The sequence below is a fragment of the Microbacterium sp. Soil_C_42 genome (assembly GCF_057656735.1).
In genome coordinates, this window is the sequence record NZ_JBDGJU010000027.1 from 16,721 (window position 1) to 40,411 (window position 23,691).

General features: G+C 69.3%; 26 protein-coding genes and 1 tRNA gene. 14 read left to right on the top strand and 13 right to left on the bottom strand.

Going from position 1 to position 23,691, the window contains the following annotated elements:
• Nucleotides 1-190: 190 nt before the first annotated feature.
• A complete protein-coding gene (locus tag AC3A46_RS14515; RefSeq protein WP_487665825.1) occupies nucleotides 191-2,131 on the bottom strand; it encodes a hemagglutinin in 1,941 nt (646 codons plus the stop codon).
• Nucleotides 2,132-2,276: 145 nt separating this feature from the next.
• Between AC3A46_RS14515 and AC3A46_RS14520 the strand changes: the two genes are divergently transcribed.
• Nucleotides 2,277-2,882: a response regulator transcription factor gene (locus tag AC3A46_RS14520; RefSeq protein ID WP_487665826.1), complete on the top strand. Its 606-nt coding sequence runs from the start codon at nucleotides 2,277-2,279 to the stop codon at nucleotides 2,880-2,882.
• 18 nt (nucleotides 2,883-2,900) lie between these two features.
• On the opposite strand, the gene AC3A46_RS14525 is transcribed toward AC3A46_RS14520, so the two are convergent.
• From AC3A46_RS14525 to AC3A46_RS14540, 4 genes are all read right to left on the bottom strand, one after another.
• Nucleotides 2,901-3,353, bottom strand: a complete 453-nt coding sequence (locus AC3A46_RS14525; RefSeq protein ID WP_487665827.1) for a pilus assembly protein TadG-related protein — start codon at nucleotides 3,351-3,353, stop codon at nucleotides 2,901-2,903.
• Entirely contained in the window at nucleotides 3,350-3,823 is a 474-nt protein-coding gene (locus AC3A46_RS14530; protein WP_487665828.1) for a TadE family protein, read from the bottom strand. Before AC3A46_RS14530 ends, AC3A46_RS14525 begins: the two co-directional genes overlap by 4 nt.
• The gene (locus tag AC3A46_RS14535) at nucleotides 3,798-4,175 is read right to left on the bottom strand and encodes a TadE/TadG family type IV pilus assembly protein (RefSeq protein ID WP_487665861.1); all 378 of its coding nucleotides are present in this window, start codon (nucleotides 4,173-4,175) and stop codon (nucleotides 3,798-3,800) included. Before AC3A46_RS14535 ends, AC3A46_RS14530 begins: the two co-directional genes overlap by 26 nt.
• Before the next feature lie 61 nt (nucleotides 4,176-4,236).
• On the bottom strand, nucleotides 4,237-4,437 hold the full coding sequence (locus AC3A46_RS14540) for a hypothetical protein (protein ID WP_056368355.1): 201 nt from the start codon (nucleotides 4,435-4,437) through the stop codon (nucleotides 4,237-4,239).
• A 129-nt stretch (nucleotides 4,438-4,566) separates the two neighbouring features.
• Between AC3A46_RS14540 and AC3A46_RS14545 the strand changes: the two genes are divergently transcribed.
• The 6 genes from AC3A46_RS14545 to AC3A46_RS14570 all read left to right on the top strand — a co-directional run bounded on the left by AC3A46_RS14545 (nucleotide 4,567) and on the right by AC3A46_RS14570 (nucleotide 10,866).
• The gene (locus tag AC3A46_RS14545) at nucleotides 4,567-5,982 is read left to right on the top strand and encodes a recombinase family protein (RefSeq protein WP_487665829.1); all 1,416 of its coding nucleotides are present in this window, start codon (nucleotides 4,567-4,569) and stop codon (nucleotides 5,980-5,982) included.
• Nucleotides 5,983-6,063: 81 nt separating this feature from the next.
• Nucleotides 6,064-6,342 carry a hypothetical protein gene (locus tag AC3A46_RS14550; protein ID WP_487665830.1) on the top strand — a complete coding sequence of 93 codons (279 nt, stop codon included), beginning with the start codon at nucleotides 6,064-6,066 and terminating at the stop codon, nucleotides 6,340-6,342.
• Between the two features lie 781 nt (nucleotides 6,343-7,123).
• Complete coding sequence (locus AC3A46_RS14555; RefSeq protein WP_487665831.1) at nucleotides 7,124-7,366, top strand: hypothetical protein; 243 nt, start codon at nucleotides 7,124-7,126, stop codon at nucleotides 7,364-7,366.
• A gap of 1,395 nt (nucleotides 7,367-8,761) precedes the next feature.
• Nucleotides 8,762-9,208 (top strand): hypothetical protein, encoded by a 447-nt coding sequence (locus AC3A46_RS14560; RefSeq protein WP_487665832.1) that lies wholly within the window; start codon nucleotides 8,762-8,764, stop codon nucleotides 9,206-9,208.
• Nucleotides 9,209-9,222: 14 nt separating this feature from the next.
• On the top strand, nucleotides 9,223-9,513 hold the full coding sequence (locus AC3A46_RS14565; RefSeq protein WP_487665833.1) for a hypothetical protein: 291 nt from the start codon (nucleotides 9,223-9,225) through the stop codon (nucleotides 9,511-9,513).
• Nucleotides 9,514-9,711: 198 nt separating this feature from the next.
• On the top strand, nucleotides 9,712-10,866 hold the full coding sequence (locus tag AC3A46_RS14570; RefSeq protein ID WP_487665834.1) for a hypothetical protein: 1,155 nt from the start codon (nucleotides 9,712-9,714) through the stop codon (nucleotides 10,864-10,866).
• A 197-nt stretch (nucleotides 10,867-11,063) separates the two neighbouring features.
• Here the strand turns inward: AC3A46_RS14570 and AC3A46_RS14575 are convergent, their stop codons facing one another.
• Nucleotides 11,064-12,017 carry a hypothetical protein gene (locus AC3A46_RS14575; protein WP_487665835.1) on the bottom strand — a complete coding sequence of 318 codons (954 nt, stop codon included), beginning with the start codon at nucleotides 12,015-12,017 and terminating at the stop codon, nucleotides 11,064-11,066.
• A 184-nt stretch (nucleotides 12,018-12,201) separates the two neighbouring features.
• Here AC3A46_RS14575 and AC3A46_RS14580 point away from each other — a divergent pair, with 184 nt between their 5' ends.
• From AC3A46_RS14580 to AC3A46_RS14590, 3 genes are all read left to right on the top strand, one after another.
• A complete protein-coding gene (locus AC3A46_RS14580; protein WP_487665836.1) occupies nucleotides 12,202-12,426 on the top strand; it encodes a hypothetical protein in 225 nt (74 codons plus the stop codon).
• 194 nt (nucleotides 12,427-12,620) lie between these two features.
• Nucleotides 12,621-13,154, top strand: a complete 534-nt coding sequence (locus AC3A46_RS14585) for a hypothetical protein (RefSeq protein ID WP_487665837.1) — start codon at nucleotides 12,621-12,623, stop codon at nucleotides 13,152-13,154.
• The gene (locus tag AC3A46_RS14590) at nucleotides 13,151-13,354 is read left to right on the top strand and encodes a helix-turn-helix transcriptional regulator (protein WP_487665838.1); all 204 of its coding nucleotides are present in this window, start codon (nucleotides 13,151-13,153) and stop codon (nucleotides 13,352-13,354) included. The genes AC3A46_RS14585 and AC3A46_RS14590 overlap by 4 nt, the downstream gene beginning before the upstream one ends.
• Nucleotides 13,355-13,364: 10 nt before the next feature.
• Here AC3A46_RS14590 and AC3A46_RS14595 read toward each other — a convergent pair whose 3' ends face one another.
• The 3 genes from AC3A46_RS14595 to AC3A46_RS14605 are packed head-to-tail and all read right to left on the bottom strand — an operon-like array spanning nucleotide 13,365 to nucleotide 16,227.
• The gene (locus AC3A46_RS14595) at nucleotides 13,365-14,228 is read right to left on the bottom strand and encodes a type II secretion system F family protein (protein ID WP_487665839.1); all 864 of its coding nucleotides are present in this window, start codon (nucleotides 14,226-14,228) and stop codon (nucleotides 13,365-13,367) included.
• Nucleotides 14,225-15,082 carry a type II secretion system F family protein gene (locus tag AC3A46_RS14600; RefSeq protein WP_487665840.1) on the bottom strand — a complete coding sequence of 286 codons (858 nt, stop codon included), beginning with the start codon at nucleotides 15,080-15,082 and terminating at the stop codon, nucleotides 14,225-14,227. The genes AC3A46_RS14595 and AC3A46_RS14600 overlap by 4 nt, the downstream gene beginning before the upstream one ends.
• The gene (locus AC3A46_RS14605) at nucleotides 15,079-16,227 is read right to left on the bottom strand and encodes a TadA family conjugal transfer-associated ATPase (RefSeq protein ID WP_487665841.1); all 1,149 of its coding nucleotides are present in this window, start codon (nucleotides 16,225-16,227) and stop codon (nucleotides 15,079-15,081) included. The genes AC3A46_RS14600 and AC3A46_RS14605 overlap by 4 nt, the downstream gene beginning before the upstream one ends.
• A gap of 102 nt (nucleotides 16,228-16,329) precedes the next feature.
• Between AC3A46_RS14605 and AC3A46_RS14610 the strand changes: the two genes are divergently transcribed.
• From AC3A46_RS14610 to AC3A46_RS14620, 3 genes are all read left to right on the top strand, one after another.
• Nucleotides 16,330-16,536, top strand: coding sequence for a PLDc N-terminal domain-containing protein (locus AC3A46_RS14610; protein WP_487665842.1), 207 nt, complete (start codon nucleotides 16,330-16,332; stop codon nucleotides 16,534-16,536).
• 70 nt (nucleotides 16,537-16,606) lie between these two features.
• Nucleotides 16,607-16,688: transfer RNA gene (locus AC3A46_RS14615), tRNA-Leu, on the top strand.
• Nucleotides 16,689-16,733: 45 nt separating this feature from the next.
• The gene (locus AC3A46_RS14620; RefSeq protein WP_311293796.1) at nucleotides 16,734-17,519 is read left to right on the top strand and encodes a DedA family protein; all 786 of its coding nucleotides are present in this window, start codon (nucleotides 16,734-16,736) and stop codon (nucleotides 17,517-17,519) included.
• A gap of 27 nt (nucleotides 17,520-17,546) precedes the next feature.
• On the opposite strand, the gene ku is transcribed toward AC3A46_RS14620, so the two are convergent.
• Nucleotides 17,547-18,473: a non-homologous end joining protein Ku gene (gene ku, locus AC3A46_RS14625; RefSeq protein ID WP_487665843.1), complete on the bottom strand. Its 927-nt coding sequence runs from the start codon at nucleotides 18,471-18,473 to the stop codon at nucleotides 17,547-17,549.
• 71 nt (nucleotides 18,474-18,544) lie between these two features.
• On the opposite strand from ku, the gene AC3A46_RS14630 reads away from it, so the two are divergent.
• Nucleotides 18,545-21,145 carry an ATP-dependent DNA ligase gene (locus tag AC3A46_RS14630; protein ID WP_487665844.1) on the top strand — a complete coding sequence of 867 codons (2,601 nt, stop codon included), beginning with the start codon at nucleotides 18,545-18,547 and terminating at the stop codon, nucleotides 21,143-21,145.
• A 9-nt stretch (nucleotides 21,146-21,154) separates the two neighbouring features.
• Here the strand turns inward: AC3A46_RS14630 and AC3A46_RS14635 are convergent, their stop codons facing one another.
• The 3 genes from AC3A46_RS14635 to rdgB all read right to left on the bottom strand — a co-directional run bounded on the left by AC3A46_RS14635 (nucleotide 21,155) and on the right by rdgB (nucleotide 23,689).
• Entirely contained in the window at nucleotides 21,155-22,066 is a 912-nt protein-coding gene (locus AC3A46_RS14635) for a cation diffusion facilitator family transporter (RefSeq protein ID WP_487665845.1), read from the bottom strand.
• Between the two features lie 89 nt (nucleotides 22,067-22,155).
• The gene (locus tag AC3A46_RS14640) at nucleotides 22,156-22,749 is read right to left on the bottom strand and encodes a hypothetical protein (protein ID WP_487665846.1); all 594 of its coding nucleotides are present in this window, start codon (nucleotides 22,747-22,749) and stop codon (nucleotides 22,156-22,158) included.
• Between the two features lie 328 nt (nucleotides 22,750-23,077).
• Nucleotides 23,078-23,689, bottom strand: a complete 612-nt coding sequence (gene rdgB / locus AC3A46_RS14645) for an RdgB/HAM1 family non-canonical purine NTP pyrophosphatase (RefSeq protein WP_487665847.1) — start codon at nucleotides 23,687-23,689, stop codon at nucleotides 23,078-23,080.
• Nucleotides 23,690-23,691: the final 2 nt, after the last annotated feature.

Consider the following 23,691-nt stretch of genomic DNA (forward strand, 5'->3'; position numbering starts at 1 on the left):
TCCGGTCGAGGCGCCTGGGCACCGATCCGGCGCGACCGCAACGGACGCCGGGATGCGGGATACACCCGTCCGTCTCGGCGGGCGCGGCGAAGCGGCGACGGGCACCGGTGCCGTCGCCGCTTCGTCCACCGCCGGTCGGTCCCGCCTCCGGCGGACGGACCAGTCCTTATGAGCGGGCTTCACCTCCCAGTCATGGCAGCGGTGGGACCGTTCCTCCGTTCGTGATGACCAGCGACGACGTCTCGTGGCAGCTCGGGAGGATGTCATCCTGCGCCGGGTTGGTGCTGTCGTAACTCACCTTCCAGGAGAACGGCCCGCCGGTGGTGACGGCGACGGTGGTGTTGTTGGTCCCCACCGTCTGCGGCGACGCGCCCGAGACCCCCTGGTTCACTGCCGGGAACACCGGCGTGCCCGAGCAGTCGGTCGAGGGATACAGCGTGAACGTCACCGTCCCGGCAAGAGGCCCACCGGCCGAGGCCGAGATCGTCGCCGAATCGTTCGGATACCACCGCTGCGCGGTCGACATCCTCGCCTGCACCGTGCTGACCACGACATCTTCGTTGCCGTCGGTGCACGTGGCGTTGTGGGTCTTGCCGAGGGTGTTCGGTGAGCTCCCGCTGTATACGGCAACCCAGTGGTACGTGCCCGCGGCGGTCGGTGTCACCGTCGGCGACTCGTAGTCGCCGTTGCCGCTCACATTCACCGCGGTCGTCGTCTGCACGAGCGGGCCGCAGCCGGTGGTGCTCGGTCCGTACAGCGAGAAGGTGATCGTTCCCCCCGCGGGTGCACCCGGGGCCGGCTGGACTCCTGTGCGGATGACGGGGTCGAGCGGCTGGGCGGTGGTCCCGCCGAGTGTCGCCGTGTCCTTGACTGTGCCGCCGAGCACGACGCCCGCGCTCGCCTGGGTGGTGAGCGTCGATGCCACCGGATTCACGGTGAAGCACTCCGTCGCCCGCGCATCACTCGAACCCGTGACCCCACTGCCTGGGACCGGCGTGTACTCCGCCCTCCAGCAGTAGCGACCGGCGGCCGTCACCCACGCGGTGGGCGACTCGACCGTCACCGGATAGGTCGCGCCGGTGAGGTTGGCCGACCCGACGTCGGTTCCACCCTCCACGCACAGTCCTGGTGCGTCCACCTTGCAGAGATGGAACTGCACCGAACCGCCCACGGCGGTCGTCCCTCCGGTGATGTTCACGACGGCGGAGTCCTTGACGCCGACGACCCCAGTGCCGATCGAGATCCCCGAGCCGGGGATGGTTGCGCCGGCGGCGGTCTGAGGTGTGGTCTCCGTCGTCGATTCGCAGCTGCCGAACTCGGGCGCGGGTGCCAGGATCGTGTCCTTGTAGTCGGCCGTGTCGGAGTTGCCCGTCACTGTGCTCGGGATGACGTTCGCGATCGTGAGGCATTGCTGCACCCCGCCGAACACGGTGTCCGTCAGGTTGATGGCCGCCTCGCCCTTGAATCTGTCCGGACTGTACGCGGCCTGCGATACCGTCGCGTTGAGTGGGATCGCAGCTCCGAGCGTCAGATTCGGCGCTGTTCCGCTCCAGATGCGCAGCGACAGGGCGGTGCTCCCGCCTTGCTGGTCCCAGAGGATCATGAAGTCGCCGGGCACGACCGGCGGTCCCGCGGATCCGCCTTGACGATTCGCCCACGGATTGCAGTTCGCGATCAGCTGATCGTCGGTCGCCGTCTCGTAGGCGCATCCGGCCGGCACGTCGTTCTGCATGAACTCGAAGGCGATGAAGCCGCTGCCGTTGGCCGAGTCGCGCTCCCACGCGAAGTAGAGCCAGTCGTCGCCCACCGCATCCTTCTCCGCGTCGACCCACGCACGCCGCAGGTCGACCTGGGCGTTCGGGTTGGTGAGGTCGAGCGTCGGCAAGCCGTCGTTGTGGATGACCGCGATCTTCGTCGTGTTGGAGTTGACGGGTCCAAGCTCCTTCACGTTGCCGAATTCGTCCTCGATAGATTCCATCGCGGGATCCGTGACATCGGGCACGACGACCCCGTCGATCACCCACGGGCCGTCCGCCGCGGTGGCTGCGGAGGCTCCCCCCAGAACGAAGGCCGCCACCAGACAGCCCGTGACTGCCGCGGCGATCGAGCGCCGCCGCTTCTGCTGAGACATGGTCCTCCCCTTTCCCCAGGCCATTGCTGGCCCTAGGCTATGAACCGCGTGGGGACGCGACCATCGGGAGAAGTGCGGATGGGGTTCCGGGGAACTCCCTAGGTCGTCAGTCTCAGGCGGGAGGCGCGCGATTCGGGGAGGAATCGTGAGCACGGAAGAGTCATTCGCACTCGTGGTCGCTGGTGACCACGTCAGGGCCGAATACGTCACGCTGCTGGGCCGGCTGGGGCTGTCCGCGGTGGCATTCGCGACGGTGACGCAGGCCGCCGCACAGCTGAACGGCGTGGCGCCCGAGGTGGCGATCCTCGAGGTCGAGGACGGCGGCTGCGGGTTCTTGCGGGAGCTTCGAGATCGCTACGGACCGGAGCTGCCTGCGGTGCTCGTGTCGGCGGACCGGACGACGCCGGCCGACGTCGTCGCCGGGCTCCTCGTGGGCGCCGACGACTACGCTGCCGAGTCCATGGACGCCGAGGAGTTCCTCGCACGGGTGAGACGGCTGATCGAGCGAACCAGGCCGGCGCGCGGCGCGACCGCGGACCTCCGGCGGCTCTCGTCGCTGACCCCGCGTGAGAGACAGGTGCTCGCGCTCACCACCGACGGGATGTCGCAGAAGCAGGTCGCCACCGAGATGGGCATCAGCATCAAGACGGTCGGCGCGCACATGCAGAACCTGCTCGGCAAGCTCGGCGTGCACTCGCGCATGGAGGCGGTGGCGCTCGCCGCCCGCGCGACGGCGACCTCCGAGGGGTAGCACCCGCGCTACCCCTCGTCAGCGCAGCGCCGTGCGGCTCGTGGCGGTGGACTCGAGGGCGACGCCGTCGGGCACGAACACGGTGACGATGGGCGGATGCCACTGCCCAGCGACCGTCACCCGTGCGGAGACTCCGTCCGGGGTCGAAGCCGAGATGAGTCGCGCATCGGGGTCGAGGGCTCCCATCATCGCCTCGGCTCCCCGACGCACGCCGGCGTCGGTGAGCGTGGCGACGGGCTCGCCGTCGACCACCGAGAGGTCGAAGCCGTCCGCCGCAGCCAGAGCCGCCGCATCCGCCACGGCGTCGAGCTGCTTCTGCGCGAGATACAGGCTCGTCGCGGCCGTGCAGACGAGGATCACCGCGATCGCGAGCACGGCGTAGCCGAGGGTGAGGATGAGAACGCTGCCCTCGTCGTCGGGGTCGGACGCCGTGGTTCTCCGCGCGAACGCGCGCGTCACCTGAGCGATCACCGCTCGCTCCAGAAGCGCGAGACCTTGTGCGCGGACGACGCCTCGATCGGGACGGCGGCGATACGGTCGAGGTCGAGCACCGGAGGTACGAGCGGCAGCGTGACTGTCGTGTGGACGCGCACGTGCAGAGTCGCACCCGCCCGCGGACAGGCGGCGCCCGATGGCGTGCAGTCGATGGAGAGGCCGACGTCATCGAGGCCGTACTCCTCCGACACCGCAGCGAGCACCGCGTCAGCCCGGGCGCGCGCGTCGTCCACGTCGCTCGCGGTCGAGACAGCACGCGCGATGTGACGTGCGGCGGCCTCGGCACCGAGGCTCTGCCCCTGGATGAGGCCGAGCGCCACGACCACGTAGACGAGGGGCACCAGGAGGAGGAGCCCGACGAGGATGAACTCGAGCGCCGCGGAGCCGCGGTCGTCTGCGAGCGGATCCGCCGCGACGCTGTCAGTCGAACGTTTCGACCGGCGCATGCGCCGTCACCTCCAATCCGCGCGGCGCACCGAGCAGGCCCACGAGGGGCAGGGTCGCCTGGACTCGCACCTCGACGGTCCGCTGGCCGAGCGCCGCCGTCTCCTGGACTCTGACGTCCGTCGCATATTCGGCACCGATCGTGCGACCCACGATGTCGCGCGTGCGCTGCGCGCCGTCGGCGAGCGTCATGTCGGCGAGGGACGCGTGATAGGCCCCCTCGACGGCCGCGTCGTGCACGACGTTGCGGACATACACGGCGAGGCCGAACTGCAGCACACCGAGGGTGAGCACCGTGAGCAACGTGCCGACGAGGACGAACTCGACGGGGCTCGCTCCGGCGTCGTCGCGCAGGTCAGCGCCGAGTCGGGCGCGCAGGCCCGCCAGCGCGCGGACCAGGCCGGCACGCAAGGCGTCAGAGCCCGGAGACGCGGCTGATCGCCTGCTCGAACAGGTCGGCCAAGGCGGGCCCGGCCATCGCCCAGATCACGACGACGAGCCCCGCGGTCATCAGCGTGATGAGGACCCACCCGGGGACGTCGCCCCTCTCGTCGTCTGCGAGGTCGCGCGCGGTGGTGCGAAGACGAGCCGTGAGGCGCAGCATCCGTGCTTTCATCATTTCCCCTTCCGGCCGTCAGCCGAGTCCGAGTCGAAGCATGAAGATCCCCGGGAACACCGCGAACAGCACGCTGAGCGGGAGGATCAGGAAGACGAGCGGCCAGAGCATCGGATATACACTCTCCACATGGCAGCCGTGATCTACTCCCGAATCAGCGACGACCCGACCGGGCGCGCCGCCGGCGTGCAACGGCAGACCGACGAATGCCAGGAGCTCGCCGACGCGCGTGCCGTCGACGTCGTCGAGGTCGTCGTCGACAACGACCTGAGCGCAACGAATGGCAAGCGCCGACCCGGCTTCGAGCGCGTGCTCGAGCTGGTGCGCACTGGAACCATCGACACCGTCGTTATCTGGCACACCGACCGGCTGTATAGGCTGCCGCGCGACCTTGAGCCTCTGATCGAACTCGCCGACGCGCGGCCGCTACGATTCCTGACCGTCACCGCTTCCGAGATCGACCTCAACACGTCGTCAGGTCGCATGGTCGCGCGCATCCTGGCCGCGGCATCTGCTGCCGAGGTTGAGCACAAGGTCGAGCGCCAACGATCGGCCTCAGACCAGCGCGCCGCACGCGGAGGGCTCACAGTGCGCCCCGGCTACGGTTACCGACGCGTCGGCGGGCGCGACGTCGTCGACGAGGAAGAGGCCGCCGTGATCAGCGAGGCCGCACGCCGGCTCCTCGACGCAGAGTCGCTCCGGTCGATCGCCGCGGACTTCAAGCGCCGAGAGATTCCAACCCCGGCCGGCGCTCCGTGGCAGGCAGTCACGTTGCGGCAGCTCATCCGCCGCCCGTCACTCGCCGGGCGGCGCACACACCGCGGCCGCGTCGTCGGCAACTTCGACCCCGAGCTGCACCCCGCCATCCTCAACGCAGATACCCACGACAGGATCGTGGCGCTGCTCGATGACCCGACCCGTTCGCACTCCGGAGTCGGTAAGCCTGCGCAGCATCTGCTGTCCGGGATAGCCCTGTGTGGCCGCTGTGGTGGCCGCATGAAACGCCTCCCGCCTTGGGCGCCGAAGCCGGGCGCGGCTGGCAAGCAGATGAAGGCCGCGTACGCGTGCGGCTACTGTCACAAAGTGCGGCGACTGCAGGCGCCCGTCGACGAGCTCGTGACCGAGATCTTGCTGCGCCGGCTCGAGCGCGAGGACGCCGCCGAGCTGTTCACGACCGGCGATCCCGACGCTGCACGAGCAGCACGAGATGCGATCGCGGGAGTCAGCGCTCGTCTCGCATCCGCAGCTGACCTCTTCGCAGCCGGATCCATCGACGCCGAGCAACTCGCGCGCATCACAGCCAAGGGCCGCGCCGACCGCGATGCCCTGGAAACGGCCCTGAGCGCCGCTCTGCCGCCCGTTCTGCCACAAGATGCCATCGGCGCCCACGCGCGCGACGCCTGGGCGCGCTACGACGTCGAGCGGCGGCGCGCAATCCTGTCGGCGCTCATGATCGTCACGATCCTGCCTGCAGGCCCGGGCACGGCGTTCAACCCCGAGCTGATCCAGATCAGATGGCGAACCCTCGCCGACACCGAGACTTGACGGCGAGCGCCGGCAAGAGGAAGCCCTCGCCGGGCTGGAACCCCGACGAGGGCGATGACCCCACCCACTGAAGGAGAGACCATGTCAACCGTCACCGTACACCCCAGCCTCCCCGACCGCATCGAACGCTGCGACGTCGAAGAGCCCAACCTCGATCCCGAACTCGGTTTCATGCTTGCGTCGCTCGTTCCGGACGTGGGCACACACTTCATCGATGACGAGAAGGGCACGTGGTCCGTCTTGCCGGGCCAGGTGCACACCCATCTGACGCCGGAGGACCTGCGCACCTACATGGACGAGCTCGCGATTGCCGCGACAGCCGCACATGCACTCAACGCAACTCCCGGAGCGACCTCGTGACGACGCGGCATGATGCTCTACGCGCCGCTGCCGAGATCTATGTCGAGGCGAAGCTCCGCATCGAGACCGAGAAGATGACCACGAACATCGAGGCCCAGGCCCGCGACGAGGCCTGAGTACACCTTGCGAAGGGGTGTGGCGAATCGCCACACCCCTTCGATGAGAGACACGCCGATGCGCAACCAAGGGTGTTAGCACCCCGGACGCCTAGAGTGACACCAGGCGCTCGAGATCCTGATCCGTACGACCGGGGTCCGCTGGCAGGCACTCCACCACCGGCAGGCGCAACACGGACAGTGGATTACGCGCATCGCGGGGCAGCAGAACGGCACCCCGCCTCAGAGGCTCCCAGAGTGAGAGCGCGAGAGCTTCCGTCAAGTGACTACTTGACGGGACCCTTCCATTGGACTCCAACGTTCAGGCCGCAGCCGGCCGTCTCGGCGCACTCAAGCGCCGTCGTCCGGACGACACTTCAGCAATCGAGGATGCGCAGCGAGACTTCGCCGCCGCTCGCCTCGAGGACTACATCACTCGCGTAGTCGAGCAAGCCCCACCACTCACTGCAGCCCAGCGCGACCGGCTCACGGCGCTGCTCAGAGGGTCCGCACCAGTGCGCACCCTTCGTCGCCCGAGACAGGTCGACGAGTTGATCGCGGCGGGCGGTGAAGCCGAGTGATCCCAAAGAGAAACCGCCCCACGAGTGGTGAGGCGGCCCCGGAAGTCTTGGCGGACTACGAGCAGTCTACGACCACCCTCCGACGCCTGCGGGAGGTGGCGGATCGTGTCTGAAACGCTCGACATCGCCCAGCAGATCGTGCAGGCGGCAAACTCGCCTGATCTCGGTGAGTTGCGCAGCCAGATCATCCGCAGCATCGCAGCCCGCAGCTTCGCACCGAGCCGCGACGTACCCGCGGTGTTCCAGCTGATCGCCGCCGTCGAGGTCGTGCACGACCTTGGGATCGCGCTCATCGAGATCCTCGACCATGTTCGTGACCGCACGGAAATGGTCGGAGGTGACAACTGATGGGCGCCGGGCTCGCGACATCGGCGTACGTCACCGCCGAGCGTCTCCGGCTCGACCACGCGCCGACCCGCATGTACGTGTTTATGGCGCTCACCGCCCTCGATAGCGACCCGCACCCCACGTTCTGGAAGGGTCGCGACGCTCTGGCGCAATCGCTCGGCAAGTCTGGGTCGACCGGGCACCGAGCTGCGAGCCGCGTGCTCGAGATCCTGGTCGACGCCCGTGTCGTCGGGTGCGTCGGTAGGCCGGCACCTGGTGGTCGCAGTGCTCGGTACGCGCTTCTGGACGGACAGGGCGCCGCGCTTCGCCCACTTCATATCGCAGGCGACCCACTCGCCCGCGATCCATCAACGCAGGCGACTCACTCGCCCGCGAACGCAGGCGACTCAGCGCCGAACGCAGGCGACTCAGTCGCACGAACGCAGGCGACTCAGTCGCCTGCAGAGGAGAAGGATGAGAACAGAGGAGGAGGGGGGGTCGCGTTCCGCGATACCCCTCCCCCTCGAACCTGCCCGAAGCACCCCCACGGCACATCGAGCCCGTGCAGAGCGTGCGGCGATGCGCGTCGTGCGGCCGAGGGATGGAAGCCTCCAGCGCGACGTGCGCACGACTGCGGCCTAGACGGGCATCGACGCGTCGCGGACGGCACATGCATGTTCTGCGACGCGCTCCGACCCGAGGAGGCGGCAGCGTGACCAGCGAGGCATACGCGGACCTCGGAGGCGGCTCGAGTTCCATCCGCGTGGCGGAGCAAATCCCTCGTCACCGGTGCCGCCCCGACCTCGTTTCGGGGTGGTGTGGCTGCGGCCGTCGAGATGACGGACAGGTCGCGGTCGGCTCGCCTGCGTGGCGCGCGCAGAACGAGCGGAGGCCCCTTTGATGTGGGATGTCCCCCAAGGTCGTCCGTTCGACGCCCGCGCCGACCGGTACGCCGAGAACGTGCGACAGGGCGCCGCGACCCGCGCAATGCGTGCGCGACTCGCTACGCCATCAGGCGGCATGGAACCCGGCGTTGCAATCTTCGTGGGCACACAGCTGAGGCTCGTACTCCCGGAGGCGGACGCATGGCGACTAGCCGACCAGATCGCCGACGCGCTCGAGCAGGACCGCCGCCTTGGTTAGCGCGGATGATCCGGCGGGTCGGGCTGTCGAGTTGCTGCGCTGGCTTTCCGGGAAGCTGGCGCAGCCCAATCCGGATCTCGCGCAAACCTGCCACCGCGTCGCGCGCGAGCTCGCCGAGTTCGAGGCGCTGCGCACGTCATTCGCGCCTGGCGCGTGCGCCCGATGCGGCGGGGAGATCGTGAACGCCCCCCGCGGCCGCCGGCGGACCTACTGCCGTGAGTGTCACCCCGTGCGAAATGCACGACAAATTCGAGCGGCCGGTGGAATGGACCTATGAGACAGAACGACACCATCACCGTCCTCGAGCTCGCCGAGATCTTCGGTGAGCCGTTCGCCCACGTCAAAGTGCAGCAGGATCTCGTCGCCGAGGGGTACACGATCGTCGAGGACTGGGCAGGGCGCCCGTCTCTGACGTTCAAGGACGCCGAACGCAAGGTCACCGCCTGGCGCCGAGCCAAAGAGGCCGCCGAGGCCGCATATACCGCTCAGGTCGAGCTCAAGCACGAGATCTACAACGCGCAGCAGGAACGCGATCGGCTGCTGCAGGCGGAGTACATCCTCCGAACCAAACGCATCATGCCGCTCCGGCCCGATGACATGGTGCGGGCGCGGGCCGAAGCCTCAAAGGTGGTACTCGAGATCGAGAAGGCGCGCGGGTTGCGGAAAGAGGTTCAGCAGGGCCTGGGCTGGCTCCCCCTCAACCAGCTGTCCGTATTCTGAGAAAGGACGCAATCATGGGAATCGAATACTCCGAGCGAGCCCGCGGCCGCGGCACATTCCCCCGGCACTGGACAGGCTTCGAGCCCGGCCAGACGGCCGAGGAGCGCGCCGCCGCAATCATCGTGAACATGGCCCGCGACCTTGAGCAGCGCGGCGATCGTCGCGGCGCCGAGGAGCTCCGTCAGGGCTTCATCAAGGGCGACAACCCGAATGCACAGATGCCGATTCGTGAGCTGCAGGCGCGTTGGGCGGCGAATCCGACCGCCGAGAACGCGCTCGCCCTCGCAAGGCGCCTCGCGCGATAGCTCACAGATCGTGTGCGTCAACCTCACCCCGGGTCCCGGATCTCGCGGCGTCCAGCCGAACGGGCCACAGGGGAATGGATGCGCGGCCGGAGCGAGAGTCTCCTCTCAGCGTTCAACGGCACGCAGCGCACACCCCCTTTGGGGCCGGGTGCTCCCTTTCCCGCCCGGCCCCAATACCCACTGACCCCGGAGGCACCGATGACCGGCGCTGTCAGCATCAATTTCTCATCAAACGAGCCCGACGACGTCGACCAGGTCGAAGAGGCCGTAGAGGCCATCGCCGAGGCGGTGCGTGACGTCGCGGAGGATAGCGACCGCGCCACCGATCGCATGGAGGATGACCTCCGATCGGGTTCGCGCTCTGCCGACGCCGCAGCCGACGACGTCGCCGCGAGCGCCCGCGACGCTTACCAGTCCGCCCGTCGCGTCGCTGACTCCACCGCCGACGACGTCGAGCGCAACCAGGCCCGACTCGGCGATCGCTCCGCGGAGGTCGGCCGTGAGATCCGGCAGAACCTCAGCGAGGGCGTCGCGAACGCCGCACGCGGCGACTTCACTGGCCTCGCCGACACCATCGGCGACACGCTGGGCGGAGCCGTGGCTGGCATCGGCGGCCTCGGCACAGCTGCGCTGGGCATTGCCGGCGCGCTGGGGCTCGGCGCGATCGTCGCCGGCGTCCAGGGCATCGCTGAGGAGTCGGAGCGCAGCAGGCAGATCGCGTCCGAGAACTTCCGCGAGATGGCAGAGGGCGGCATCGAGGCATGGCGGTCGACGGAGGCGCAGAATCGGCGCCTCGCGGACGCGTACGAGAAGCACGAGGGCGAGATCACCCGTATCGCGGATCTGCTGGGCCTGAGCTTCGAGGACGTGGCAGCGGCGTGGGCAGGTGTCCCGAGCAAGGTCGCGCTCGTCGACGCCGCGTACGGCGAGATGGTGCAGGAGCTGCAGAACACGTTCGGCGTCATCCGCGAAGGCGCCGACGCGACCGTGAAGGGATGGGAAGGCGTCATGAGCCCGCTGACGGGCGTCCTCGAGGGATACGACCAGGCTGCCCGGAAGGCCGAGATGCTCCGCAGGCAGATGACCGCGATGTGGGAGAAGTCAATCAACGACGCCAGCGGGGCCACAGAGGAAGTCGACAAGTTCGGCAACCACCTGTACACGCTCCCCACGGGCGAGCAGGTAGTCGTCACAGCAGCGACCGGCCAGGCGACCACCGACCTCGCCAAGTTCAAGGGCGACCTGGACGGGATCCCGAAGACCATCACAGTCCCGGTCCGGTTCAACCTCAACCTCGACCCATCCCGCTTCGAATCAGAGCTCGCTCGCCTGCAGGGCCGCCGTGTCTTTTAGACGATCAGAGGCCGATATCACCCGCGAGTCCCTCGCGTTTTGCACACGCGGTCTGACGGTCTGACATCTGGGCTGGTCTGACATTCGGGGAGGTGCTGCGATACGTCCTCCCCTTTCCCCGTATGGAATCGCGGCCGCAACATCGGCACTTTTGCCCCTGTGGAGACCGGGTCTGACATCCGCCCATTCGGGATGCTCTAGTCATCCGATCTGGGCGCGAGGCTCTCGTCGATCATCGAGCGGAGATCGTCGCGGTCACTCGCAGAGATCGACGCGAGGTCGCCGGCCCAGTAGAGCAGCTTCCCGCCGGCGGTGAGGAGCATGTCGTTGAAGTAGGACGACGCGTCGGGCATCCCGTGCTTCGCGGTGCGCATCTCGCGTCTCGCGAGCATGTCAGAGTGCTGCAGCTCGGTGAAGATGTGGTGCACCGACCAGGGCGACCAATCGGACACGCTGCCAATCTTCGCGTCGGGCAGCGCGTTGTCGTCGTTGTCGGCGATCAGCGACAATGCGACGAGCTTTGGCCAGCTCAACCTCTCGATGGTCGTGAGTAGCCAATGGGCGGTGGTCTCGTCGAGCCAATCGGACACAGCCACCTGCGCGAGGACCGCGCCGACGTGGGGCAGCTTGCGCTCTTCGTACGACCGCTGCGCGACTTGGAGCACGTGCTCGATCACTTCGTCCGCGGGTGAGCGGCCGTCGATCCGGGCGCGGATCAGATCGTCCCCGCGGAGCGCGGCGCCATCGGCGATCCTGTCCAGGAGCTTCTGACGCGCCAGGATTGCCACCGCGCCGATGCGGGTCTTCTCGCGTCGGGACAGGAGCCTCGCACCCGCCTCGCCCAGGGCCGAGGCAAGCCCTGACCCTAGGACCGCACCAAGCACAGCTCCGGAGGCGGCACCCGGCGCCCCAGCGGTCGCAGCTCCGATGGCGCTCCCGGTGAGTGCGCCGACGAGGTCGGAGCCGTAGTCGATCAACCGACTCGCGACTTCCGAGTTCTCCTTGGTGTCGCGATCGGCAGACATGAGCGCGAGCTTATCGGGCAGCCGGCGCTGAAAGCCGGGTGTCGGAGGTCGGATGCAGTATCGAGGGATGGATTCAGGCACTGCCGCATTGATAGGTGCTGCTATCGGTGCGGCGACGACGCTCATCGCTGGCACGGTCACGCCTTGGCTGATGGAGCGCAGCCGTTCGAAAGCGAATCTCCGAAGCGAACAGCGGACCTCGCTCGTCGCAGTGTTCGACAGCCTCGCTGCACTCCTTCGGGCTCGCCTCGACACTCGGGAGAACCGACTCGCAGCGCGCACGTCAGCTGCGGTCGCGATCCATTCACTCATGCTGCTCGTGAACGACCGCGACCGCCACGAGGTGGAGAGCATCCTGAACTTCGCCCTGACTCGCATCGACGACGCGGAGATTCTCCCCGCGGCGACGACGGGACTCGACGCTGCCACATACATTCTGTCGCGATGGCACCGGGGCGAACTTCGCGGGAAGAGAATCGGCGACGCATACACCGAGGAGCTGGATCGGCGACTCGCGACGGCCGAGCGCGCCTGAGTTTTTCAGTTCTCGGGGTGCTCAGAACACGCGAGTCATACGTATCTCTCTCCCGTGCTTTTCCACCTGAGCAGGTGCCACCGCCGGCGTGGCTTCTGATGCCCGGATCCGTTGAGCCCATTGGGCTCGAGGGGCGTCCGCGACCGTGGACATCCCTGGTCAATTCATTGCGCATCTGCGCAATACTGTGCGACGTGGAACTAACGGACGCGACGGCTGCCTGGCTCATCCCCTCGGTTGCGACCGTCGCGGCTGTATTCATCGGCGGGGCGCTCACACTCCTCCTTGGCGAGATATCCGCCCGCGGCCAACGACGCCGGGAGTTGGCGGAGCGGGCGCTGGCCGCCGTCACCGACGCACGACTGGTAGTCGCGAGCGCGCGGACGGAGCGACAGGGGGGACAGGTCTATTCGCCCCCGCTCAACGATGTGCGGAGTGCGACCGCAATCCTCGCCAGCTTCGACATGCTGGCGAACACCGCACGAGGGCGTGATCAGCGCGCGATCGCCGCGGCCGGCTACCACGCCCATGAATGGCTCTTGGGCGGTGCCATCGGCGAATCCGAATTGCTCGACCTTCAGGCCGAGCTAATGCGATTGTCGTGGCTCCTGCTTGCGTGGGAGCGCAGAGCAGCGCGTGGCAGAGACTTCCGCCTCACCCACGCCGAGGCTCGCGATCGATTCGCCGTCCGCTTCTCCGACCGCGACATGCCGAAGCACACGCCGTGACCGATCCCTACCTCTCGCCCGACGACGTGTGCAAGCTCATCCCCGGCATGACGAAGGTGCGGCTGCAGGATCTCCGGGATCGCGGGCGCGGGCCCAGGTACTACAAGCCCACAGCGCGGACCGTGGTCTACCGGCAGTCAGACGTGGTCGCATGGATCGAAGCATCCGCCATCGCCACGCGCGACCAGCCGGAGCGGTGAAGGATCCTTTTTAGGTGTTGTGGGGGAAGAGCATGTAGATCTCCTTCCGGCCCGCGCGCTCGATGAGTGTGCGCTTCGCGTCCTCGCGGGCGTCGATCGCCTGCGCCTGGAGAACGTGAGCGAGCGGCGCGCCGCGCTCGATCGCCGCCACGAGCTGGTCGATCGAGCGGGTGAGCGCGGGGATCTCGAGGCCTGCGGCCAGGCGAGTGAGCGATTCCGACAGCGATGAGCCGGTGCCCACCGCGACGACGACGCCCCGAAGCTCCGCAGTGAGCTCCCCCGCTCCCACGTCGCTGACACGACGCAGCGAGTCGAGGATCCCCTCGCCGGCTGACAGGCACAGCGCGAGGAACTCGAGCACCGTCGGCAGCTCCTCCTCGATGCGTGCGGCCCGTGCCCGCGCCGCGCGCGTGAGCCACGCGTCGTAAGCGACCGCCGCAGCAACGGCGGCGACCGGCGGAAGCAGTCCGAGGACCGGGGATCCGCGGCCGACGAGCACGAGCACGACGACTACGGCGCCCCCGACCGCGAGCCCCGCGATCGCCCAGGCCAGCTGCCGTCCGCGGAAGCGGGCGGCGTCGAGCGTCCACGCGGCCTGATGCAGGCGCCGGGTGAGCACCGCATCACCTCCTGCCAGCCGGCCGAGGCGCCGCTGCGCGAACGCCGACCACGCGAACGGTGCCCCTCCGACCGCAGGACCCGTCACGTCGAGGCCCCGCGGATCGGTCACGTCGCGGATGTAAGGCGCGATCCGCCGCGCCAGGCTGGGCGCGCCCCATCTCGGTGCGAGCGAGATCAGCAGGCACACCCCGACACCGAGGGCGGTGCCGAGCACGACGGCGTAGGCGACGTCGCCCATCGCGAATGGGATCACCCGAACCACCGCCGCGGTTCGGGAAGGCGGCCGAGACGGATCATGAGCCGGTACGCCACGAGCGACACCGCCGCGCCGACGAGGATGAGCGCGATGCCGCCCGGGCTCCCATATGCGCGGGCGCCCTCCGGACGCATCGCGAGCATCGCGAGGATCACCCACGGGGCGATCACGCCGAGCACGGCCGCACCGCGGATCCACGACTGCCGCGATTCGACCTCGGCCCGCAGCGCCGCGTCCGCTCGCACGGAAGAGGCGAGCGCGCGCAGCACCGCGGTGAGCTCCGTGCCGCCCACCTGGCGGGCCATGCGCAGGGTCTCGACGATGCGGTCGGCGACCGGGTCTGCCAGATTCGTCTTGAGGTGCTGGATGCTCGAGTCGAAGTGCCCCGACGCCGCGATGTCGCGCGCGAACGCCGCGAACGCCGGCCGCAGTTCGGCGGGAGCAGAGTCTGCGAGGCTCGCGACGGCATCGGGCAGCGACATCCCCGCGCGCACCGACGCGATGAGCAGATCGCACACGTCCGGCCAGAGTCCGCGTCGCGTGCGCAGCAGCTTCGAGCGACGCGAGCGCAACCAGGCGAAGGGAGCGAGCGCCCCCGCCGCTGCAGCGACCAGAGCGAGCGCGGCCACCGGAGCGATGAGCCACGCCACCGCTGCCGCCACCGCAGCGGACACCACCGCGACAACGATGATCGACGGCACGGAGACTCGGGGCATCCCCGCGTCTTCGAGCAGACGCGAGATCCGCCCGCGCCGGGGCGCACTCTGACGACGCGAGCCCGCCGGCCAGACCCACGGCGACAGCATCAGCAGCAGCCCGGCAGCGAGCACCGCCGCCCATACGAAGGTCACGCGGCGACCGCCCGGTAGAGGGTGTGCGCGGTGAGTACGCCGTCCGCGACTCCCGTCGGCGCGACGATCTCGACCACCCGTCGTGCGCCGCTCGCGTCGCGCTGGCAATGCGCGACGAGATGGACGGATGCTGCCACCGCCGGCTGCACGAAGCTCGCGTCGATGTTGCGCCCGGCCAGCAACGGCAGCGCGGCGAGCTTGCCGAGCGCTTCGCGAGCGGAGTTGGCGTGGATCGTGGCGGCACCGGGAACGCCGGTGTTGAGAGCCAGCAGCAGATCGAGCGCTTCAGCGTCGCGCACCTCGCCGACGACCAGCCGGTCCGGGCGCATGCGCAGCGCCTCCTTCACAAGTCGGCGAAGCGTCACCTCGCCAGTTCCCTCGAGGCTCGGCTGCCGGCCCTGCAGCGCGACGAGGTCCGGCGCCGCGACCGCCAGCTCGAAGGTCTCCTCGACCGTCACGATGCGGTGCTCGGGTGGGCACGCGGCGATGAGTGCGCCGAGCAGTGTCGTCTTCCCCGCGTGCGTCGCCCCCGAGACCAGCACCGACTGCCCCGCGATCATCGCGTCGCGCAGCAGCGTCGCGGCCTCCGGAGCGATCGAGCCTGCCGCGACGAGGCGTCCGAGATCCCGGTACGCGGGCAGGAACTTGCGGATGTTGACCGCCCAATGCCGGCGGGTGATGTCCGGGATCACGACGTGAAGCCGGGAGCCGTCGGGCAGCGACGCGTCGACGAACGGCTGACTCAAGTCCACGCGTCGCCCGCTGGACTGCAGCATCCGCTCCACCAGATCGCGCACCGCCGTGTCGGTGAGCATGAGCGGCGTCCGCTCGGGAACGCCGCCGCGGGCCACGAAGATGCGATCAGGTGCGTTGATCCAGATCTCTTCGACCGACGGGTCGTCGAGGTATGCCTGCAGCGGGCCGAACCCGGAGACCGCGGCGAGCACTTCGCGTACACAGGCCGTCTCGTCGTCGACGGGCGCGAGGCCGCGCGCGAGGGCGAAGTCGTTGTGGCGGCGCACCTCTGCGCGGGCGACCTGGGCCGCGAACTCGGGGTCGCGGGTCGGATCCGACCGTTCCGCGCGCAGTCGTTCGCGCACGCGTTCCGCCACGACGGACGCGACGGGGGCGGCGGCGGAAGTCACGTCTGCATCCTCCCAATTCGCCGCGGAGCCAGCCGAAAGTTATCCACAGATGCGAGCGGGCCGCCGGCGCGGCAGGATGGAGGAACAGACGAAGGGACGAAGATGACGAAGACGGAGATGACCCCGGCGGCGAAGGCGGGACTCGGCGTGCTCGGCATCGTGCAGGTCGCGTTCGCCTTCCTCGCATTCTGGGATCTCGCCCACCGCGACGCCGACGAGGTCCGCGGGCCCAAGGTCGCGTGGATTCCCGCGATCCTTGTCAACTGGATCGGTCCCGCGAGCTACTTCCTGTTCGGCATCCGCCGCTGATCCGCCTGCCGGGACCGGGGGCCAGCCCCACAGCCGAACCCCCGTCCGCTCAGTAGACTGAGAGCCACTTGCGGGAGTGGTGAAATCGGCAGACACGCAGGATTTAGGTTCCTGTGCCTTCGGGCGTGTGGGTTCAAGTCCCACCTTCCGCACGCGAGCTCTCGCACCCTCCGCCGACTGACGACGGGAAACCCATCGTGCACGCTGTTCCCACCGCCTTGATCCCCTGGCTGGATCCGGCCGCCATCATCGAATGGGCGGGCCCCTGGGCGCTCGTCGCCGTGTGCTTCATCGTCTTCGCCGAGACGGGCCTGCTCATCGGGTTCCTCCTCCCCGGCGACACGCTCCTGGTGATCTCGGGCCTGCTGTCGCACCCGCAGTCATATGCGCCGCACGGCGTGTTCGGCATCAGCGTGTGGTGGGTGGCGCTGCTGATCGGTCTCGCCGCATTCATCGGCGGAGAGGTGGGCTACTACATCGGCCACAAGGGCGGCCCGGCGGTCTTCGAGAAGAAGGAGTCCGGGCTGTTCAGCGTCAAGAACGTCGAGCGCACGAACGCGTTCTTCGAGCGGTTCGGCGGACTGACCATCATCCTGGCCCGCTTCGTCCCGATCGTGCGCACCTTCGCCCCCGTCGCGGCGGGCGTCGGGCACATGAACAAGTGGAAGTACACGCTCTACAACTTCATCGGCGCGGTGCTCTGGGGCTTCGGTCTGACCATGTTCGGCTACGCCATCGGGTTCATCCCGCCGGTCGCCACGTTCGTCGAGAACTACATCGACCTGATCCTGCTCGCGGCGGTCGGCGGCACGGCGCTCGTGACGCTGTGGCACTACTTCCGCGAGCGCAGCAAGGCGAAGAAGGCCGCGGCAGCGGGCGAGGATGTCGTCACCGACCACAGCGAGGCCGAGGCGCTCGTCCTCGACGCCGAGGTGTTCGACCGCGGTCCCGACCACCACGAGGGCGGCGCCCCCAAGGCCTGACCGGACGGCGAGCCGCGGCTCGATCCGTCAGGAGGCCTTCTTCTTGGCGGACGGCTTCTTCGCCGACGACTTCGCGGCGGGCTTCTTGGCGGATGCCTTCGCTGCAGACTTCCCGTCACCCCCGGCATCCTCGTCGCCTGAGGCCTTCGATCCGCCGCCCTCGCGAGCTGCCCGGGACTTCTCGACGCTGGCGCGGAGCGCAGCCATCAGGTCGATGACCTCGCCGCCGGCCTCCTCTTCCTCCTGCTCGCCGAATGTCTCGGAGGTGTCGAGCGCGTCGCCCTTCTCGAGCTTCGCCTCGATGAGCGTGCGCAGCTCCTCCTGGTACTCGTCCTTGAACTCCTCGGGATCGAAGTCGCTCGAGAAGCTCTCGACCAGCGACGCCGACAGCTCGAGCTCCTTCGCCGAGATGCGCACCGACTCGTCGAGCGACGGGAAGGCGGCTTCTCGCACCTCGTCGGACCACAGGAGGGTCTGCAGCACCAGCACGTCGTCACGCACGCGCAGCGCCGCCAGCCGGGTCTTCTGCCGAAGGGAGAAGCGGACGATGGCCGTACGATCGGTCTGCTCGAGCGTCTTGCGCAGCAGCACGTAGGCCTTGGGAGAGGCAGAATCCGGCTCGAGGTAGTACGCGCGGTCCAGCGTCAGCAGGTCGATCTGCTCGCTCGGCACGAACTCGACGACGTCGATCTCGCGGCTGCGCTCCGCCGGCAGCGACTCGAGGTCCTCCTTCGTCAGGACGACGGTCTTCTCGCCGTCGTCGTACGCCTTGTCGATGTCGGAATACGGCACGACCTCTCCGTCGATCTCGCAGATCCGCTGGTAGCGGATGCGCCCGCCGTCCTTGTTGTGCACCTGGTGCAGCGAGACGTCGTGATCCTCGGTCGCCGAGTACACCTTCACCGGCACGTTGACGAGCCCGAACGTCAGTGCACCCTTCCAGATCGCTCTCACCCCACCAGTGAACACCAGGGCGCCGACACGCGGCCACCCCTTGCGTCACGCCGCGCCGATACTCTGAGCCCATGGCGGGCGACGAGCAGCTGGTGCGCATCGGCGGCCGTCGCCTGCGCATCACGAACCTCGACAAGGTGCTCTACCCCGAGACCGGCACCACCAAGGGTGAGGTCATCGACTACTACTCGCGCATCGCCGAGCTCCTCATCCCCCACGTCGTGGGACGACCCGTCACCCGCAAGCGGTGGCCCGACGGTGTCGGCACCGACGACGACCCCGGCATGGTCTTCTTCGCGAAGGACCTCGAGCGCGGCGCGCCGTCATGGGTGCGACGGATGCCGATCGCCCACTCCACGGGCACCAAGGAGTATCCGCTGGTGGGCGACGTGCCGACGCTGGTCTACCTGGCCCAGTCGGCGAGCCTCGAGCTGCACGTGCCCCAGTGGCGCTTCGACGCAGGCGGGGGGCGCGGTCCGGCCGACCGGCTCGTGCTCGACCTCGATCCCGGGCCCGGCGCCGGCCTGACGGAATGCGCCGCGGTGGCGGGGTGGGCCCGCGAGATCCTGCTCGACATGGGGCTCGAGCCCTACCCCGTAACGAGCGGCAGCAAGGGGATCCACCTGTACACGGCGCTGCCCCCGGGGCAGTCGACCGAGCAGGCCTCCGCGCTCGCGAACGAGCTCGCCCGCGCGATCGAGGCCGACCACAAGGACCTCGTGGTCAGCAGCATGAAGAAGACCGAGCGGCACGGCAAGGTGCTCATCGACTGGAGCCAGAACAACGGGTCCAAGACGACGATCGCGCCCTACTCGCTGCGCGGCCGGCCGCATCCGACGGTCGCCGCTCCGCGCACATGGGAGGAGCTCGACGATCCCGGGCTGCGCCACCTCGAGTTCACCGAAGTGCTCGAACGGGCCGAGACCATCGGCGACCCGATGGCTGCGCTCGGCTTCCATGCCGGCGGCCGTGACGCCGAGTCCGGACCGCTGTCGGCGTACATCTCCAAGCGGAGCGCTGACCGCACTCCTGAGCCGGTGCCGGCGAACCCCCTCGGTGCGTCGCCCCACGGCGAACTTCCGAGATTCGTCATCCAGGAGCACCACGCGAGCGCGCTCCACTGGGACTTCCGCCTCGAGCACGACGGCGTCCTGGTGAGCTGGGCCGTGCCCCGCGGCGTCCCCCACTCGTACAAGCGCAACAACCTCGCGATCATGACCGAGGACCACCCCATGGAGTACGCCGCGTTCGAGGGCACGATCCCCGCGGGCGAATACGGGGGCGGCACCGTGACCATCTGGGACGACGGGCGGTACGAGCTCGAGAAGTGGCGCGACGACGAGGTCATCGCGACACTGGAGGGCCGCCCCGGCGGCCCGCTCGGGCGCGTCCGGCTGGCGCTGATCCGCACCGCCGGCGACGGCGAGAAGTCCAGCTGGCTGCTGCACCGCATGAAGACGGATGCTGCGGGCCGAACACAGCCGGACGGGGCGGTCGTCGAACCCAGTCCCCAGGCCGACGTGGTGCGCGACCCACAGGGCGGGCGGGGTGCTGCGACCGGTCGAAGACCCCATGTGGACTCCGGTTCGCACAGCGGCCCGGGCGCTGGAGTCGGCGCGGCCGACGCGGGGCCGCGTGCCGACCGGAAGTTCAACGGGGTGTCAGGAAGACCACCACCGGCCGCCGCCGAGCTGCGGCCCATGCTCGCGACGAGCGCGACTCCCGCCCAGGCGCGTCTGGCCGCGCGAACGTGGACCGACCGCGAGCACGGCACCGAGGCCTGGGTCGAGATGAAGTGGGACGGCATCCGCGCCGTCGGCGCGTGGGACGGGCAGCGCCTGCGCCTGTTCGCTCGCAGCGGCAACGAGGTCACGCACCGCTACCCCGAGCTGACGGCGGTCGATGCCGGCCTCGGCGCGGAGCCGTGCGTGGTGGACGGCGAGCTCGTCGCCCTCGAACCCGACGGCCGCCCCAGCTTTCCGCTCCTGCAGACCCGCATGAACCTCGAGCACGCCGGCGACATCGCTCGCGTGGCGCGGCGCACCCCCGTGCGGTACTACCTGTTCGACGCGCTCTCGCACGACGGAGACGACCTCGCCGGACTGACGCTGCGCGAACGCCGGGATGTGCTCGAGGCGGTGGCCGGGGCATCCGTCGAATCGATCACCGTGCCACCCGTGTTCGACGATGTCGACGCGGCGCTCGAGACCAGCGAGCAGCTGCGTCTCGAGGGCATCGTCGTGAAGGACCCGGCGTCGCGATATCTCCGCGGCGGCCGCTCGGAGTCGTGGCTGAAGGTCAAGCACACCAGAACCCAGGAGGTGGTGATTGCGGGCATCCGGCCTGGCAAAGGCGGGCGCAGCAGCACCTTCGGGTCGCTGCTGCTCGGCATCCCCGGCGCCGACGGCCTCCAGTACGCCGGCCGCGTCGGCAGCGGATTCAGCGACTCGACGCTGTCGATGCTGCTCAAGAAGCTGACGCCGCTGCGCACCGACCAGAACCCGCTCGTCGGGGTGCCGCCGCTCGACGCGCGGGACGCGCTCTGGGTGCGGCCCGACCTCGTCGGCGAAGTGGAGTACGGCGAATTCACCCCGGGAGGCATCCTCCGTCACCCCAGGTGGCGCGGACTGCGTCCCGACAAGTCGCCCGCCGAGGTACGGCGCGAAGACTGACGCGCCTCGTCACGCGTGGGCTTCGTGCTCGACGTGTCCGGCGGGCTCGAGCTGGAAGGTCGAGTGCTCGACGTCGAAGTGGTCGGACAGGCACGCCTGCAGGGTGCTGAGGATGCCGGCGGCCCGACCGTCGGCGAGTGCCGCGCCCTCGACGACCACATGCGCCGTGAACACCGGTGCCCCACGCGTGAGCTGCCACACATGGACGTCGTGCACGTCGACGACCCCTGGTGTGGCGAGGATGTGCTCGCGGATCTCGTGCACGTGCGTGCCCTTGGGCGCCGACTCGGCGAGCACCGACACGACCTCGCGCAGCAGGCCGACAGCCCGCGGGATGATCATGGCGGCGATGAACAGCGAGGCGATCGCGTCGGCCTGGTACCAGCCGGTCGTCACGATCACGATCGCCGCGACGATCACGGCCGCCGACCCGATGAGATCGCCGAGGACCTCGAGATACGCGCCGCGCACGTTGATGCTGTGTCGCTGCGCGGAGCTCAGCAGCCACATCGCCACACCGTTCGCCACGAACCCGACGACCGCGACGACGAGCATGAGGCCGCCGGCGACCTCGCTCTCGCCCGGGTCGAGCAGGCGCGAGATGCCTTCGAACGCGACCCATCCCGACAGTACGATCAGGATGACCCCGTTGATCAGCGCGCCGAACACCTCGGCGCGCTGATACCCGAAGGTGCGACGGGCATTCGCCGGCCGGGCCGCGACGGTGCTCGCAATGAGCGCGATCACCAGTGCGGCGGCATCCGTGAACATATGCGCGGCATCGGCGAGGAGCGCGAGCGAGCCCGAGAGCACCGCACCCACGATCTGCACCACCAGGACGGTGGAGGTGATCGCGAGCGAGATCGCGAGCAGGCGGCGGTCGCCCGCCCCTCGGATCCCGTTCGGCGCGTGGTCGTGCATGAGCCCAGGCTAAGCCCGGGACCGCCCCGGAACGGGCTGTCGCGCCCAGTCGGGAATGAGTGTGATTCTCACTCGCAGCGCGCTGACCGCTACCGGTGCCCGCGTGTGCCCCCCGGCCTCGCCGCGATGATGCTCGCGGCGAGGTCCATGGTCCGGCTCGACTCCGCAGGAGGCGCCGGCCGGCGGACCAGGCGGGGCCGCAGGACGAACCACAGCACGACGCCCAAGACGACCGTCGCCCCCAGAGCGCCGTTCGAGCCGAGGACGGTACGGGCTCCGCCCACGGTCCCCACCAGCCCGGCAACGCCCCAGGACAGGCTCACCGTCGCCGCCCACGCGAGCGCGATACGCCACCGGCGTCGCAGCAACGACCCCTGGGCGACCCCGACCACGCCGCCCGTGACGAGTGCCGTCGCCGCGGCCGCGGCCGGCGTGACCGCGGGGCCGAACCAGACAAGGCTGAGCGCGCAACCCACACCCGTCGCGCCGAGCGTCCAGACCGCCCAGCGCCAGTCCACGAGGCGGCCCAGCGCGAGACACTGCGCGGCTCCGACGACGCCGCCGACGATCGAGCCCGCCGCCAGCGCCGTCAGCGGGCTGCGATGCGTCCCCAGGACCGCTGAGGCGATCGACTCCCCCAGCGGAAAGGCGAGGAAGGTGGGGATCCAGCGAAGGAAGAACATCGGCCGCTCCGGACAAGGCTGCGTGCACAACAGCATGCCTCCCCCGGGCGGCGATGGCGAGGCATGCAGGGGTTCTCCCCCTTCGATGCCCTCCACCTGACACCGCCGCGCCCGTGAAGGACGGTGTCGAAAGAGTGACCGATCGCCCCTGGCGACGCCCGGGGGCGTGGGGCTACGCCCGCGAGCGCGCGGTGCGGGCGGTGCGTCCTCCCGCCGTGGTCACGCCGATCGGCGCCGACGTGCGGATCCGGCGCGACGTCGAGGTGCCGATGCGCGACGGCACGGTGCTCCGGGCGAACGTGTATCTGCCCGGCGCTGACCCCTCGCGTCAGAGCTCGGCGAGAAGGGCCGCGAGCGCGACGAACGCGCGCGAGCGATGGGATGCCGCGTTCTTCTCGTCGGCCGTCCACTCTCCGACCGTCCGCTCGGCGCCGGTCGCCTGCCCGTCGGGCACGAAGATCGGGTCGTAGCCGAAGCCCCCGGCGCCTGACGGCGCTGTCGCAAGGCGTCCGGGCCAGATGCCCTCGACCACGTGCTCGACGGCGTTCCCCTCGGCCACCGGCACGACGAGCGCGATCGTGGAGACGAACTGCGCGGTGCGGTGCGGATCGCCGATGTCGGAGAGCTGGTCGAGCAGCAGGTTCAGGTTGGCCGAGGCATCCTTGGCATGCCCGGCCCAGTAGGCCGAGAAGACCCCGGGCGATCCGCCGAGCACGTCCACGCACACGCCCGAATCGTCGGCCAGTGCCGGCAGTCCGGTGTGGTCGGCAGCCGCGCGCGCCTTGATCAGGGCGTTCTCGGCGAATGTCACGCCGTCCTCGACGGGCTCGGGCCCGTCGTATCCCACGACCTCGAGGTCAGGGCGCGTCGCCGCGACGATCGCCTGGAACTCCTCGACCTTGTGCGGGTTGTGGGTCGCGAGGACGATCTGTCGCGGCATCC